Annotated in this window: 13 protein-coding genes; all 13 read right to left on the reverse strand. The window is 71.9% G+C overall.

What is annotated here, in order from left to right:
• Positions 1-33 precede the first annotated feature (33 nt).
• Positions 34-789, reverse strand: a complete 756-nt coding sequence (locus DLJ53_RS07030) for an ATP-binding cassette domain-containing protein (RefSeq protein WP_111343463.1) — start codon at positions 787-789, stop codon at positions 34-36.
• Positions 786-1,721, reverse strand: a complete 936-nt coding sequence (locus tag DLJ53_RS07035; RefSeq protein ID WP_111343465.1) for a sugar ABC transporter substrate-binding protein — start codon at positions 1,719-1,721, stop codon at positions 786-788. Before DLJ53_RS07035 ends, DLJ53_RS07030 begins: the two co-directional genes overlap by 4 nt.
• A 17-nt stretch (positions 1,722-1,738) precedes the next feature.
• A complete protein-coding gene (locus DLJ53_RS07040) occupies positions 1,739-2,752 on the reverse strand; it encodes an ABC transporter permease (RefSeq protein WP_111343467.1) in 1,014 nt (337 codons plus the stop codon).
• A 34-nt stretch (positions 2,753-2,786) separates the two neighbouring features.
• Positions 2,787-4,229 (reverse strand): xylulokinase, encoded by a 1,443-nt coding sequence (locus tag DLJ53_RS07045; RefSeq protein WP_111343469.1) that lies wholly within the window; start codon positions 4,227-4,229, stop codon positions 2,787-2,789.
• Positions 4,230-4,348: 119 nt separating this feature from the next.
• Positions 4,349-5,350, reverse strand: a complete 1,002-nt coding sequence (locus DLJ53_RS07050; RefSeq protein WP_111344181.1) for an oligopeptide/dipeptide ABC transporter ATP-binding protein — start codon at positions 5,348-5,350, stop codon at positions 4,349-4,351.
• Positions 5,347-6,330: an ABC transporter ATP-binding protein gene (locus DLJ53_RS07055; protein ID WP_111343471.1), complete on the reverse strand. Its 984-nt coding sequence runs from the start codon at positions 6,328-6,330 to the stop codon at positions 5,347-5,349. The genes DLJ53_RS07050 and DLJ53_RS07055 overlap by 4 nt, the downstream gene beginning before the upstream one ends.
• Positions 6,327-7,205, reverse strand: a complete 879-nt coding sequence (locus tag DLJ53_RS07060; RefSeq protein WP_111343473.1) for an ABC transporter permease — start codon at positions 7,203-7,205, stop codon at positions 6,327-6,329. The genes DLJ53_RS07055 and DLJ53_RS07060 overlap by 4 nt, the downstream gene beginning before the upstream one ends.
• Positions 7,202-8,122: an ABC transporter permease gene (locus tag DLJ53_RS07065; RefSeq protein WP_111343475.1), complete on the reverse strand. Its 921-nt coding sequence runs from the start codon at positions 8,120-8,122 to the stop codon at positions 7,202-7,204. Before DLJ53_RS07065 ends, DLJ53_RS07060 begins: the two co-directional genes overlap by 4 nt.
• A gap of 76 nt (positions 8,123-8,198) precedes the next feature.
• On the reverse strand, positions 8,199-9,704 hold the full coding sequence (locus tag DLJ53_RS07070) for an ABC transporter substrate-binding protein (RefSeq protein WP_111343477.1): 1,506 nt from the start codon (positions 9,702-9,704) through the stop codon (positions 8,199-8,201).
• 26 nt (positions 9,705-9,730) lie between these two features.
• Positions 9,731-11,266, reverse strand: a complete 1,536-nt coding sequence (locus DLJ53_RS07075; protein WP_111343479.1) for a M81 family metallopeptidase — start codon at positions 11,264-11,266, stop codon at positions 9,731-9,733.
• Positions 11,263-12,696, reverse strand: a complete 1,434-nt coding sequence (locus DLJ53_RS07080) for an amidase family protein (protein WP_111343481.1) — start codon at positions 12,694-12,696, stop codon at positions 11,263-11,265. The genes DLJ53_RS07075 and DLJ53_RS07080 overlap by 4 nt, the downstream gene beginning before the upstream one ends.
• The gene (locus DLJ53_RS07085; RefSeq protein ID WP_111343483.1) at positions 12,693-13,574 is read right to left on the reverse strand and encodes an alpha/beta fold hydrolase; all 882 of its coding nucleotides are present in this window, start codon (positions 13,572-13,574) and stop codon (positions 12,693-12,695) included. Before DLJ53_RS07085 ends, DLJ53_RS07080 begins: the two co-directional genes overlap by 4 nt.
• On the reverse strand, positions 13,571-14,326 hold the full coding sequence (locus DLJ53_RS07090; RefSeq protein ID WP_111344183.1) for an SDR family NAD(P)-dependent oxidoreductase: 756 nt from the start codon (positions 14,324-14,326) through the stop codon (positions 13,571-13,573). The genes DLJ53_RS07085 and DLJ53_RS07090 overlap by 4 nt, the downstream gene beginning before the upstream one ends.
• Between the last annotated feature and the right edge of the window lie 10 nt (positions 14,327-14,336).

A 14,336-nucleotide genomic window follows, 5' to 3' on the forward strand; every position in this document is an offset into this window, starting at 1 on the left:
CCCGGCGACGGCGGGGCTGCGCAGCCGCGGGGCCTAGGCGGCCTCGTGGCTCATGATGAGGTGGGAGAGGTCGTCCGCGGTCCACCCCTCGAGCGACGTGTCGCGCACGAGGCGGCCGGACTTCAACACCAGCGCACGCTGCGCCACCTCGACGACGTCGGCCATGTTGTGGCTGATGAGGATCACGGTGATGCCCTGCGCCGCGATCTCCTTGATGAGGGAAAGGACCAGCCGGGTCTCGCGGACGCCGAGCGCGGCGGTCGGCTCGTCCATGATGACGATGCGCGCCTTCCACCGCAGCGCCCGGGCGATCGCCACCGCCTGGCGCTGGCCGCCGGAGAGGTCCGACACGTGCCGGTTCATGTCCGGAACGGCGAGGCGCAGGCGCGAGAGATGCTCGGCCGCCTCCGTCCGCATCCGCCGCTTGTCCAGCATCCGGAGGCCCGGCAGCACCTGCCGCGTGATCTCCGAGCCGAGGAAGACGTTCTGCGCGATCGTCATCGTCGGCGCCAGCGCGAGGTCCTGGTAGATCGTTGCGACACCCTGGGAGAGCGCGTCCGCAGGGGAGGCGAACGTCACCTCCTGCCCGGCGAGGCGGATCGTCCCGAACGACGGCGGCTGCGCGCCCGAGATGATGCGGATCAGGGTCGACTTGCCGGCGCCGTTGTCACCGCAGATCGCCAGCGTCTCCCCCTCCCGGACCGCGAAGGAGACGCCGGACAGCGCCTCCACCGCGCCGTAGCGCTTCCCGATGCCGTCGAGGGCGAGGATCGGCGTCCCGTCGGTCACTCGGTGATGTACTCCGACACGTTGGACTGATCGACCAGCACCGGGTCGATGAGATAGTACGGGCCCGACGTGATGTCGGACGGGTCCTCTCCGTCGAGGATGCGCTTGACGCTGTCGACCGCGATCGCGCCCATCTCCTCGAACGGGACGGTGACGGTCGCCATCAGCAGGCTCGACTGGTCGGCGATGCGCTCATAGGCCTCGGTGCCGCCGTCGGCCGAGACGAGCACGACGTCGCCCTTCGACAGGCCCTGCTGGGCGAGGATGTCGTCGATGATGAAGGCCTGGCCGTCGAACGAGGCCCAGATGCCGTCGATGTTGCCCTGGTTCTGCAGCAGGAGCGCCTCCATGCCGGAGCGCACGTCCTCGCGCCAGCTCGCCGTGCGCGCCATGGAGTGCGTGCCGGCGACCGTCACCGCCTGGTTCTCGGCAAGCACCGCGTCGAGGATGCGGCCACGGATGCGGGTCGCGACGTTGCCCTCGAACCGCTCCTCCAGGATGTTCCCCTCGTAGCCGAGCTGGCCCATCAGGTAGAGCGCCATCAGTGCGCCGACCTGGTACTCGTTGGCCTGCACGTCGAACAGCGTCTGCTGGCTGCCGCCGGAGGCGACCGTGATCACCGGGATGCCCGCTTCCTTCGCCTCGGCGAGCTGCGCGTCCGTCTCCACCGGCTTGCCCATCGCGATGATGATCGCGTCGACGTCGGCCTGGATGAGGTTCTCGATCTGCGCGGCGTGCTCGGGCATGGCGCCGGCGGAGTTGAGGAGCGTCACATTCCAGCCGAGCTCCTCGGCCGCGGCCTTGGCGGCGTTGGCGACGCGCGCGTGCGTGTCGGACGACATCTGGAAGGCCACGATGCCGAGGTCGACGGCCGCCGCCGGGGTGGCGGCGAGGGCCATCGTGGCCGCGGCGATGAGGAAACGAAGGCGCATCGGAGGATCTCCCGGGGTCAGACGGTGAATGCCGCTTTGGTGAGGACGGAGGCGGACAGGGCGACGGAGGCGAGGATGATCAGGCCGAGCACGATCTCCTGCACGTAGTAGGCGGCGCCGAGCAGCACCAGGCCGTTGGAGAGGACGCCGATGACGAGTGCGCCGACGACGGTGCCGGGAACGTTCGGCCGGCCCGGCTCGAACATCGTCATGCCGAGGAGCACCGCGGCGATCCCCTTCATCAGGAAGTCGTCCGCGCTGGTCGGGCCGGCGGAGGACAGCGACGCTGTCAGGAGCACCGCGCCGAGCCCCGCGAACAGGCCGGAGAGCGCGAGGCCCCACACTTTCATCGAGCGGATCGGGATGCCGGCGAGACGCGCCGCCTCGTCCGCCTGCCCGGTCGCCGTCAGCCAGACGCCGAAGCGCGTCTGGCGCATCACGAAGAACGCGGCGAGGGCGATGACGACCATCCAGACTACGAGCACCGGGACGCCGCCGACGTGGCCGCGGCCGAGCCACAGGAAGCTCTTGTCCCACCGCCCGACCCAGGCAACGCCCTCGGTGAGCGCGAACGCCGTGCCGGTGGCGATGGACGCGGTCGCGAGGGTGGCGATCAGCGATGGGATCTTCGCGCGCGTCACGAACAGTCCGTTGGCGAGACCGAAGACGCCGCCGATGGCGAGCGCCGCCACGACCGCGAGCGGCCACGGGTAGCCGTGGTGGACGAGGCCGCCGCAGACGACGCCGGCGAGCGACGCGACCGCGGCGAAGGAGAGGTCGAGCTCCGACGTCGTGAGCGCGAAGGTGAAGCCGACGGAGAAGACCACCAGGAAGCTCACCTGCCGCAGGATCGTGAACTGGTTGCCGACGGTCAGGAAGTTGTCCGCCGCGAGGGCGAAGACGAGGAACACGAGGAGGCCGCCGACCGCGGTGCCGTAGGCGGCGACGAGCGCTCTCGCCCGGGCGCCGGTGAGGGGCGATGCGGCGGGACGCGTCTCGGCGGCATCCTCGGTGGCGGGGCGGTCGGTCATAGCGGCAGCGAACTCGGGACGAAAAACGGGACGATCATTCGCCGACCATGCCGGAAAGTGCAAACGACTTCAGCGCGGCTCTGGCGGCGCGGCGTTCGGCGAAGACGGCGGCGAATTCCGGGCGCGGCGCGAACGTCCGCTCCGGGGCGTTCATGGCCCGGGCGGCCTCTGCGAGCGTGGCGTAAACCCCGAGGCCGACCGCCGCGGCCGCGGCCGAGCCGACGAGCCCCGTCTCCACCTCGCGGGGGCGGATCACCGGGAGGCCCAGAACGTCGGCCTTGATCTGGCACCAGGCGTCGCTGAGCGCGCCGCCGCCGCAGACGGTGACCGCGCGGGCCGTGGTGCCGGCCGCCTCGGCGGTGCGCACGATATCCTCGACCGCGCCGGCGACGCCTTCGATGACGGCGAACATCGCCTCCGCCGGCCCGTGCGCGCGCGACAGTCCGGCGAGGACGCCGCGCACGTCCGGACGCCACACCGGCGCCCGCTCGCCGGCGAGGTAGGGGACGAACATCGGCAGTGATTCGCTCGGGCCGAGGCGTCCGGCGGCGTCCACCGCCTCGGCGAGGGTGCCGGGGAGGCGCAGCATGTCGAATGCCCAGCGCGCGGCGTCGCCACCCGCCTGCGTCGGTCCGCCGAGCTGGAAGGCGTCCTCCGACCAGGGCATGGGAACGAGGCCGGGGACGCGGGCCGCGCGGGCGGTGACGAGCCCCACCGCCTCGGAGGTGCCGCACACGTCGTAGGCGAGGCCCGGCTCGACGGCACCGGCGCCGACCGCGCCCGCCCACGTGTCCATCGCGCCGCCGAAGACGGGGAGGCCGGCGAGGCGGTCGAACGGCGCCCCGGTGGCGGTGACGGTGCCGACCGCCTCCCACGGCATGCGGCGGGGCAGGTCGACGAGGGCGAGCGCGCGGGCGAGCCAGTCCGGCGCGTCCGGAGTGGGGACAAGGTCGTCGAACCGCGCGGCGGTCACGCCGTCGGCGGCGATGACCCCGGTGAGGCGCAGGTTGAGCGCGTCCTTCGGCTCCAGCACGGCGGCGAGCGCCTCGAAGGTCGCGGGCTCGTGCGCGTGGAGCCAGGCGATGCGCGCCACGGTGTGGAACGCATTGACCGCGGTGGCGGGATTGTCGATGGGCAGCCACCGGGCACATTCGGCGGCGATCGCCGCCGCGCGGGTGTCGCGCCAGATGATCGCGGGGCGAAGCGACCGGCCGCCCGCGTCGAGGAACACCTGCGATCGCGTCATGGCGGTGATGGCGATGGCGCGAGGGGCGACGTCCGCCTCCAGCACCTCGGCCATCGTCTCGGCGAGGGCGTGCCACCACAGGTCCGGGTCCGCCTCGGCCCATCCGGGCGAGGGCTCGGCGAGGGTGAGCTCGCGGCGGGCGATGGCGTGCGTCGCGCCATCGAGGCCGATGGCGGCGGCACGCAGCGAGCCGGCGCCGAGGTCGGCGGTGAGGATTACCTCTTGGGTCATGTGACGGTCGTCATGCGGCGGAAGTCGCGGCGAGGCAAGTCATTGCTCCGCAAGGCAGAGCGCCGCCGAAGCCCGCCCCGCCGCCCGGCGCGCACCGGGCCGGGGATCCGGCGTCCGGTTCACGCCGGCTCGGCCTCGACGCGGATGCAGGCGGCGCTGCGGTGCGTGCCGGACGCCCCGCTCCCCGCCACGGTGCGCAGGGCGGGGTCGGTCCCGGCGCATTCGGGGATGGCGCGCGGGCAGCGCGGGCGAAACCGGCAGCCGGAGGGAATGTCGAGCGGGTTCGGCCATTGCGTGCCAAGGCCGAGGTCCGGGAGCCCCGTCCCGCCGCCCACCGTGAGGACCGAGCGCGCGAGGGCCAGGGCGTAGGGGTGCCGCGGGTCCTTCAGGACCGCACCGGCCGGCCCCTCCTCGACGATGCGGCCGAGGTAGAGGATCGCGACGCGCTCGCACAGGTGCTGCACCACGGCGAGGTCGTGGCTGATGAGGAGCATCGCGACGCCGGTCTCCCGGCGCAGGTCGGCGAGGAGGTTGAGGATCTGCGCCTGCACCGAGACGTCGAGCGCCGATGTCGGCTCGTCGCAGATGAGGACGTCGGGCCGGATCGCCAGCGCCCGGGCGATGGCGACGCGCTGGCGCTGCCCGCCGGAGAGCTCGCGCGGGCGGGCCGAGGCGACCCGCTGCGGCAGGCCGACCTGGTCGAGGAGCTCGGCGACGCGCGCCCGCCGCGAATGCCGGTCGCCGATCCGGTGCACCGCGAGCGGCAGTCCGACGATCTCGGCAATGCTGTGGGCGGGGTTGAGGGAGCCGAACGGGTCCTGGAAGACCGGTTGCACCCGCCGCGCCACTGCGCGCCGGCCGAGCGTTCCGAGCGGGGCGCCGTCGAACAGGATCTCGCCGCCCGATGGGGCTTCCACCCCGAGCAGCAGCCGCGCCAGGGTGGACTTTCCAGACCCGCTCTCGCCGACGAGGCCGACCGCGCTTCCTTTCTCGATCGAGATGCCGACGCCGTCGAGCGCGGTCAGCGTGCGCGGGGCCGAGAAGAGGCCGGCGGTGACGCCGTACTGCTTGACGACACCGCGCGCCTCGAGGACCGCCGGGGGCCGGTCCGGCGGGCTCACGCGAACCACCCCAGCGGCTCGGGATTGACGCAGCGCACCTCCCGCCCCGGACCGTCGGGGCGCAGGGTCGGCGCGGCGGCGGTGCAGCGCGGGAGCGCGCGCGGGCAGCGGTCGGCGAAGACGCAGGCCTCGGGCGGGCGGATCAGCGAGGGCACCCTGCCCGGGATGGTGGCGAGCGGGCTCTCCGGGTCGGCCCGGTCCGGGTTCGGGAGGCTGCCGAGGAGGCCGCTGGTGTAGGGGTGGCGCGGCCGCGACAGGATCTCCGCCGTCTCCCCCGCCTCGACGATCTGGCCGGCGTACATCACCGCGATCTTGTCGGCGACGTGGGAGACGACGCCGAGGTCGTGGGTGATGAGGATGAGGCCGGTGCCGAACTCCTGCTTGACGTCCTGCAGCAGCCGCAGGATCTGTGTCTGGATGGTGACGTCGAGCGCCGTCGTCGGCTCGTCGGCGACGATCAGCGCCGGGTTGCACATCAGCGCCATGGCGATCATCACGCGCTGGCGCAGCCCGCCCGACAGCTGGTGCGGGAACTGCGACAGGCGCGCCGCAGCGTTGGAGATGCCGACGCGCTCCAGCAGCGCCACCGCCCGCTCGCGCGCGGCCGCCCGCGTGCCGCCCTTGTGGCGGCGGTAGACCGCGGTGAGCTGCGAGCCGATCGGAAACACCGGGTTCAGCGCTGTCATCGGCTCCTGGAAGATCATGCCGATCCGCGCGCCGCGCAGCCCCTTGATGCCGCGCGGCCCGCCGGCCAGCACGTCCGACCCCTCGAACTGGTAGTTCGTCATCGAGACCTTGGCGCCGGGCGGCGTGAGGCCGAGGAGCGACAGCGCGGTCATGGACTTGCCGCACCCGGACTCGCCGACGATCCCGAGCGTCTCGCCGCGCCGTACGTTGAGCGAGACGCCGCGCACCGCCGACAGCGGACCGGCCCCGGTCGGCAGCGTGACGGTGAGGCCTTCGATGTTGAGGACCCTCATCGCCGCCCTCCGCGCAGCCCGTCCCGCAGGCCGTCGCCCATCAGGTTGATGGCCATGGTGAGGGTGAAGAGGCAGAGCCCCGGCAGCGTGATGAGCCAAGGGTCGAAGAACATGTAGTTTTTGCCTTCCGAGAGCATCAGCCCCCACGACGGCAGCGGCGCCTGCACCCCGAGGCCGAGGAAGGACAGCGCCGCCTCCAGAAGGATCGCGTTGGCGAGCTCGACCGTCGCGACGACGATCACCGCAGGGAGGATGTTGGGCAGGATCTCGCGCGCCAGGATGTGGGCGAGCGAACAGCCCATCGCCTCGGCCGCGCGCACATAGTCGGCCGAGCGCGCCTGTTGCGTCGCCGTCCGCGTGACGACGGCGAACTGGTCCCAGATGAGGAGGCCGATGACGAGCGTCACCGTCAGCAGCGAGCCGCCCGCGATGGCGACTACCGCGAGGGCGATCAGGACGATCGGCATCGACAGTCGCGTCGTGATGACGAAGCCGATGACGGCGTCGACCCGGCCGCCGAAGTAGCCGGCGACGAGGCCGAGCGTGATGCCGATGGTCGCCGAGATCGCAACGGCGACGAGGCCGATCACGAGCGAGATCCGCGCCCCGTAGAGGAGGCGGGTGAGGTAGTCGCGCCCGATCTGGTCGGTGCCCAGGAGGTGCGTGGGAACCGAGCCCGGATCCCAGAACGGCGGCTTGAGGCGGTTGGCAATGTCCGGCTGGGCCGGGCCGTACTGCGTCAGCCACGGCGCGAGGATCGCGGCGACGGCGATGACGAGGACCACCGTCCCGCCGATCACGAAGCTCTTCTGGGAGAACAGCGAGCGCAGTCGCTGGGCGCTGGCGCTCGGCTCCTCGACGGCGGCGTCGGTCATGCCGCGCTCCGGATCCGCGGATCCATCCACGCGTTGATGAGGTCCGCGAGCAGGGTGAGGACGATGTAGGCGAGGGAGACCAGGAGCACGATGGCCTGGATCACCGGCATGTCCGAGCGGGAGAAGGACTGCCAGGCGAGGTAACCGACGCCGTGGATGGCGAACACCGACTCGATGATGATCGAGCCGCCCAGCATGAAGCCGAACTGCACCGCGGTCAGCGAGATCACCGGCAGGAGCGCGTTGGAGAGCCCCCAGCGGAACAGGATCGCCGGCGAGGCGAGCCCCATGGCGCGCGCGGTGCGGATGTAGTCCGAGGCGAGGACGTCGAGCATGCCGGCGCGGGTGAGGCGCATCAGGGCGGGCATCGCGAAGGTGCCGAGCGCGATCGTCGGCATGACGAAGTGGGCGAGCGAGTCGGAGCCCGAGATCGGCAGCCATTTGAGCTGGACGCCGAAGACGATGATGAGCAGCAGCCCGGCCCAGAAGTTCGGGATCGCCTGACCGACCACGGCGAGCATCAGGCAGACGCGGTCGATCACGGTGTTGGGGAAGACCGCCGCCAGCACGCCGAGCGGAATGGCGAGGGCGAGGGCGAACAGGATCGACAGGAACGCCAGCAGCGCCGTCGTCGGCACGCGCTCGGCGATCATCGCCGCGACCGGCTCGCCGGTGAGGTAGGACTGGCCGAGGTCGAGGGTCACGATGTCGCCGAGATAGTCGAGGTACTGCACCGGCAGCGGGCGGTCGAAGCCGTAGCGCTCGCGGATCGCGGCGATATCGGCGTCGGTCGCGCTGTCAGGCGCGACGGCGAGCGCAGGATCCACCGCGACGTGCGACAGCACGAACGTGATGACCGAGACCGTGAGAGCCACGGCCACCGCGACGATCAGACGGCGCAGAAGGAAGCGAAGCATAGCCTGGCTTTCGAAACGGCCCGCCCCGACGGTATCGGGACGGGCCGGATTTAGGGTGCCGAAGGGCCGTCGTCGATCACCAGGAGGCGAGGAAGAAGCGCGGCAACTCGTCCACATTCGGGGTGAATTTCAGTTCCGAATCGAAGGCATAGCCCATCGTCACGGTGTGCATCGGGACCATGTACGCCTTTTCGGTGATCATTTGGATCGCCTTGGCGTAATTTTCCTTACGCACGGCCTCGTCGACGGAGGTCGAAGCCTCGGCCACCAGCGCCATCACCTCCTCGTCGCGGAAGCCGTCGTTGGAGGAGCCGTCGAAGAAGTTGCCGAGCGACGCCGAGGCGTCGGCGATCGAGAACGAGCCCCAGTCACCGTACCACACCTCGGTCTTGCCCTCGCGCCAGCCGGAGAAGGACGCGCGGGCCTGCAGCATCTCGAGGTTGGCGGTAATGCCGACGGCGGCGAGGTAGGCCTGCACCGCCTCGGCGCGGGCGCGGTCGCGGTAGGAGGTCATCGAGACCTGGAGACCGTCGCCGAAACCGGCTTCGGCGAGGAGCGCCTTGGCCTTCTCCGGGTCGTAGTCGTAGACGACCGCCGCGGACACGTCGCAGCCCAGCTGCATCGGGTAGCACGGAACGTCGATGACCTCGCCGTCGCCGCCGACGAGGTTCTCGACGATGGTCTTCTTGTCGATCGCGTGGTTGATCGCCTGGCGCACCTTCACGTTCGTGAGCGGGTTGCCCTCGCCGGTGCGGCCGGCCGCGTCGAGGCCGATGAAGGCGATGCGCATCGTCGAGCCGAGGACGGCGGTGCGGCCGGGAACGGACCCGATCTGGGCCACCTGGTCGGCCGGGACGTTCCACGTCCACTCGATGCCGCCGCCGAGGAGCTCGGCGATGCGGGTCGCGTCATCCGGGATGGTGCGGATGATCAGCTTGTCGATGGACGGAGCCTTCGGGCTTTCGAAGTAGGCCTCGTTCCTCGCCAGCGTCGTTGTGCCGCCGGACGCGCTGTCCAGCTTGTAGGGGCCGGTGCCGACGGGCTTCTTGTTGAACTCCTCGGCACCCACCTCCTCGAAGTAGTCCGACGGGTAGATGGGGAGTGAGCCGGCGACGAACTCCAGCGCCGCCGGGAACGGCTCCTTGGAGACGATGCGGACCGTCATGTCGTCGACCGCCTCGACCTTGTCGATCCAGGAGACGGACGACTGCGAGCGGGCGCCGTTGTCTGCGTTCGACCAGTAGGTGAGGGTGGCGACGACGTCCTCGGCGGAGAAGGGCGAGCCGTCGTGGAAGGTCACGCCCTGGCGCAGGGCGAACTCCCAGGTCTTGTCGTCGACGCGCTTCCATGAGGTGGCGAGCAGCGGCTCGTACTCGAAGTTCGCCGGATTGCGCCAGATCAGCATGTCGTAGAGGTGGCGCGTCATCACCACGCCGTCGCGCGAGGTGGAGGTGTAGCCGTCGAAGCCGGGCAGCTCCTCGCCCAGACCGATGGTGAGGGAGTTGTCATCGGGCCCTGCGAGCGCCGGCGCGGCCGTGCCAAGAAGCAGCGCCGCCAGGGCTATGGATGCGTGAACTTTCACTGTCGGTCCTCCGTCGTGGGGTGGGGCTACGGGGTGGGTGTGGTGGCTGCCGGTGCGGCGTCGGGGACGGGCGCACGGCCCGCGGCGCGCCGGAGCTGGCGGCGGGCCGGCAGGTCGGCGAGGTCGGCGGTGACCGGTCCCGGCGCGCGGGCGACGATCACCTCCCGGGCCGCGTCCTGGTAGGCGCCGCGGAAGTGCACGGAGCTCTTCACGACGAGGATCTCGGCCGCGAACGGGTCCTGTCCGAGGTGTTTCGGCAGGGCGGGCTCGGAGGCCTGCATGCGCTTGGGCGCCACGATGACCCGAACGTTGCCGCGCGCGAGGCAGGCGACGGGGCCGAGAGCGATGGCGTTGCCGCCGTACATCGGCCCCTCGCCGACGAATGATCCGTCGCCGAGGGACAGGACGGTCCACGGGCCGTCGATGGGCGCGCCCGTCCCCTGAAGCGTCCGGCCGCCCAGCGGGACGTCGATGACAGCGCCGACACCCGCCTCGTGCGCGGCCGTCGCGGCCGCCGCGTCGGCGATGTGGACCAGCAGCGCGGGGGCGTCGGCGGCGAGGAGCGCCGCGAGGAGGCCGGTCGTGTCGCCCGGGCCGCCTCCGCCGGGATTGTCCTGGGTATCGGCGATGACGACGGGTCCGTGGCCCGGCCCGGCTGCGGTGCGCATGGCCGCGGCGACCGCTTCGGCGGCGTCGGGGAGGGGGCCGTCGAAGCGCGGCTCGAGCGCGAGCCACAGCGCGTCGAGCCTTGCCGCTGCAGTGCGGGCCGCATCCGGGTCGGGGTGCTGGGCGACGAGGGTGGGGCCGGCGCCCGGGATGTCGGCGAGGGGAAAGCCGAAGAAGGTGGCGACGGAGAGCGCCGGGTCGGCGTCCATCATCGCCTCGGCCTCGTCGACGGCTTCCCTGCCGGGCCCGAACAGCGTGCACTGCCAGGTGAGCGCGATCTGGAACGGCGGGCGCGCCACGGCCTTCGCCGGCGCCGGCCCGCCGTCGAGGAGCGCGAGCAGCCGGCGCATGGCCCGGGCGCCGGTCTCCCGCATGTCGACGTGTGGATAGGTCCGGTAGGCCTCGATCAGCGTGACGGCGTCGACGAACCCGTCGGAGATGTTGCCGTGGAGGTCGAGGGCGACGGCGAGCGGCACGTCGGGCCCGATGACGCGCCGGATCGCCAGCGCCAGCGCCTCCTCGGCGTGGTCGTTCTCCTCGGTGACCATGGCGCCGTGCATCTCGGCGAAGACCGCGTCGAGCGGCGCCTCGGCGTGGGCGGCGGCGAGACGCCCGGTGATCTCGGCGGTGAGGCGGGCGAAGGCGTCTTCGGCGACCGTGGCGCCGGGGAGCGCGATGGTCCACAGGATCGGGACCAGCTCGACGCCGTCGCGCCCCGCCGCTGCGGTGATCGCGCCGGCGGCGGCGACGCCCGATCCCTTCAGCGCGCCGAACACCTCCTCGCCGCGCGACAGTCTTGGCCAGCCGCCGGGGGCGAGGAAGTCTTCGAAGGTGGTCCGTCCGGGGAGAAAGGTGTTGGTTTCGTGTTCGAGGCCGAGAACCGCGATCCGCGTCACGCAGCGACCTCCGCGAAGACCGGTCGCCTCACGGGGCGGGCGGCCTCGAACGCGGCGGCCGCGTTCAGCACCAGCGCATCCTGGAACGGGGCGGCGACGATCTGCAGGCCGATCGGAAGGCCCGGCGCCTCGCGCGAGTCCGGGCCGGTGAGGCCGCAGACGACGTTCGCCGCGGGCTGCTGCGTCATGTTGAAGGCGAAGGTGTAGGGGGCCCAGACCTCGCCGTTCATCTCGTACCAGTGCATGTCGCCGGGCGCCTGCTGGATCCCCTGGCGGTGAGGCAGGACCGCCATCGTCGGCGTCAGCAGGATGTCGTAGCGGCTGTGGAACTCCAGCATGACGCGCTTCAGCCGCTGCCGCTCGGCGATGGCGTTGACATAGTCGGAGACGGTGAAGCGCTCGGCCATCTCGGCGACGCGGGCGACCACCGGGTCGAGCTTGGCGCGCTCCTCCGCCGGAAGGACGAGGATGCCGGCGGCGCGGTTGCAGATCCGCAGCACGTCGTACGCCGCGAAGAGGCCCGAGAGGTCCGGATCGACCTCCTCCACGGTGGCACCTAGTTCCTCGAAGACGATGGCGGCGGCGTCGACGGCGGCGGCGACCTCCGCCTCCGGGTCGCGGATGCCGAGGCCGCGGGAATAGGCGATGCGCAGGCCCCGCACGCTGGCGATCGGCTCGTCGATGAGCGCGGCGAACTGCGGCGGCAGGGCGTCGGGATCGCGCGGATCCGGGCCGGCGATGACGGAGAGCATCGCGGCGGCGTCCGCCACCGTCCAGCTCATCGGGCCGACGTGGCCGAGGTTGCCGGCCGCGCTCGGCGGATAGTTGGCGACGAGACCGTAGGTCGGCTTGATGCCGAAGCAGCCGCCGAAGCTCGCCGGCATGCGGATCGACCCGGCCGCGTCGTTGGCGAGCGCCAGCGGGCCCGCGCCGCCGGCGATCTGCGCGGCTGCGCCCATCGACGAGCCGCAGTTGCCATAGGCCGCGTTCCAGGCGTTATTGGTCGGCCCGGTGAGGGGGCTCGTGGAGAACGGGCTGCCGCCGAACTCGGTCGTCGTGGTCTTGCCGAAGATGACCGCGCCGGCGCCCCTGAGGCGCGCGACGGAGGGGGCATCCTCGGTCCACGGGCCGGCCGGGTCGACGGTCTTGGAACCCTTGAGGGTCGCCATCCCGGCGGTCAGGATCATGTCCTTGACGCTGACGGGCACGCCGTCGAGGGCGCCGTACGGACGGCCGGCGCGCCAGCGCTGCAGCGAGGCGACGGCGGCGGTGCGCGCGCCCTCCGGATCGAACCGGCAGAACGGGTTCAGCCTCGGCTGCATGGCGTGGGCACGCGCCTCGACCGCCTCGAGCACGTCGAGCGGGGTGAAGTCGCCGCTCGCGTAGCCGGAGGTCATCTCCGCGGCGGAAAGGGCTGCAAGGTCGGTCATGGCCGCGCTTCCTGGGACATGGGGGCCGGGACGCGGCCGCCCACGCGCGGGTCTTCGAGCCGGTCGAGGAGAGCCGCGACGATCGCGGTCACGCGCTCGGGGACTTCGAGGTGGGGCATGTGGCCGACGTCGGCGAGGATCGTGGCGGGTCCCTGGCTGATGGCGGCCGCCACCGCCTGCGCGGCCTGCGGCGGGCACACCGGGTCGAGGGCGCCGGCGAAGGTCGTCACCGGCATCGTCAGCGTGCCGAGCAGCGCGGTCTGGTCCATCCCCGCGGATGCCGTCAGCGCCGTGTAATAGCCGTCGGCGTGTAGGGCGGTGATGTCCTCGATGAACGCGCGCCTGGCGTCGCGGTGATGGGGCGGGATGATCATCTCGGAGACCATCCGCGCCTCGACGGCGGAGACATGATCGCCGTCGAACATGGCGAGGCGCCGCGCGATCGCCTCGTAGCGCTCGGCCATCGACATGTGGGCGAGGAAGGCCGGCTCGGTGGCGGAGAGGACGAGCGCGCGGAAGAGGCCGGCGTCTCGCGCCACCGTCTCCAGCACCACCCGGCCGCCCATGGAGTGGCCGAACGCCACCACGGGACCGAGCTCCAGCGCCTCGACGAGGGCGGCGATGTCGATGGCGAAGTCGGCGAAGTCGGCCACGGGCGGGACGGTGCTCGCGCCGTAGCAGGCAAGGTCCGGCGCGATCACCGTCGCGCGGTGTGCGAGGAGGCTGGCGATATTGCGCCACTGGGTGCGGCGCCCGCTGATCCCGTGCACGAAGAGGAGTGGCGGGCCGGCGCCGATGATGTCCACCGCGAGCGTGCCGCCGCGCGGGGAGGGGATGCGTTCGGTGCGGAGCGCGGGCCGCTCGGCCTGGCACTTCATAGCAGCGAGAGCCCGCCGTCGACCCTCAGGACCTGCCCGGTCACATGGCCGGCCTCGCGGCTCAGGAAAAACGCGATCGCTGCGGCGATGTCCTCCGGCTCGGCGATGCGGCCGGACGGCGTCGCCCTGGCGGCCGCGACCCAGGCGTCGGCGCCGAGGGCGGCATGGCCGCCGCGTTTGCGGGTAAATCCCGGAGCCACGCAGTTTACTGTGACGCCAGTCGGAGCAAGTTCGTAGGCGAGGGCCTTCATCAGCGCCTCCAATGCGGCCTTGCCGGCTGCTGTGCTGGGAAAGATCGTTCCGTTGATTCCGAAATCGTTGGCGACGAACGAGCTCACCGCGACCACGCGGCCGACGGGCGATGCCTCGAGGTCGGCGCGTGCCGCGTTCGCGAGCGCGACGAAGGGCAGGGTGTTGATGGTGACGCCGCGCATGACGTCGCTGGGGTCGAGGGCGGAGAAGGTGGACTTCTCCGCCTTGCCGGCGTTGGAGACGATCTGGTCGACGCGGCCGAAGGTGTCGCGCGCGGTGCGGATCAGGTGCTCGGGGAAGCCGGGCTCGGTGAGGTCGCCCATCACCTCGGCGACCGCCGCCCCCGCCTCGCGCGCGGCGGAGACCGTGTCGGCGAGGCCGTCCGAGTTGCCGCGGGTGGTGAGGAGGAGCGCGGTTCCGCGGGCGGCCAGCCGCCGGGCCGTCGCCGCACCGATCCCGCTCGCGGCGCCCGTGATGACGACGGACCGTTCTATGGTCACCTCTGCCACT

The organism is Acuticoccus sediminis (assembly GCF_003258595.1).
In the GTDB taxonomy this organism is placed as follows: domain Bacteria; phylum Pseudomonadota; class Alphaproteobacteria; order Rhizobiales; family Amorphaceae; genus Acuticoccus; species Acuticoccus sediminis.

Excerpts from the sequence above, each read along its gene's own strand:
- DLJ53_RS07035 (WP_111343465.1), bottom strand. The coding sequence starts at position 1,721 with ATGCGCCTTCGTTTCCTCATCGCCGCGGCCACGATGGCCCTCGCCGCC.
- DLJ53_RS07040 (WP_111343467.1), bottom strand. The coding sequence starts at position 2,752 with ATGACCGACCGCCCCGCCACCGAGGATGCCGCCGAGACGCGTCCCGCC.
- DLJ53_RS07045 (WP_111343469.1), bottom strand. The coding sequence starts at position 4,229 with ATGACCCAAGAGGTAATCCTCACCGCCGACCTCGGCGCCGGCTCGCTG.
- DLJ53_RS07055 (WP_111343471.1), bottom strand. The coding sequence starts at position 6,330 with ATGAGGGTCCTCAACATCGAAGGCCTCACCGTCACGCTGCCGACCGGG.
- DLJ53_RS07060 (WP_111343473.1), bottom strand. The coding sequence starts at position 7,205 with ATGACCGACGCCGCCGTCGAGGAGCCGAGCGCCAGCGCCCAGCGACTG.
- DLJ53_RS07065 (WP_111343475.1), bottom strand. The coding sequence starts at position 8,122 with ATGCTTCGCTTCCTTCTGCGCCGTCTGATCGTCGCGGTGGCCGTGGCT.
- DLJ53_RS07080 (WP_111343481.1), bottom strand. The coding sequence starts at position 12,696 with ATGACCGACCTTGCAGCCCTTTCCGCCGCGGAGATGACCTCCGGCTAC.
- DLJ53_RS07085 (WP_111343483.1), bottom strand. The coding sequence starts at position 13,574 with ATGAAGTGCCAGGCCGAGCGGCCCGCGCTCCGCACCGAACGCATCCCC.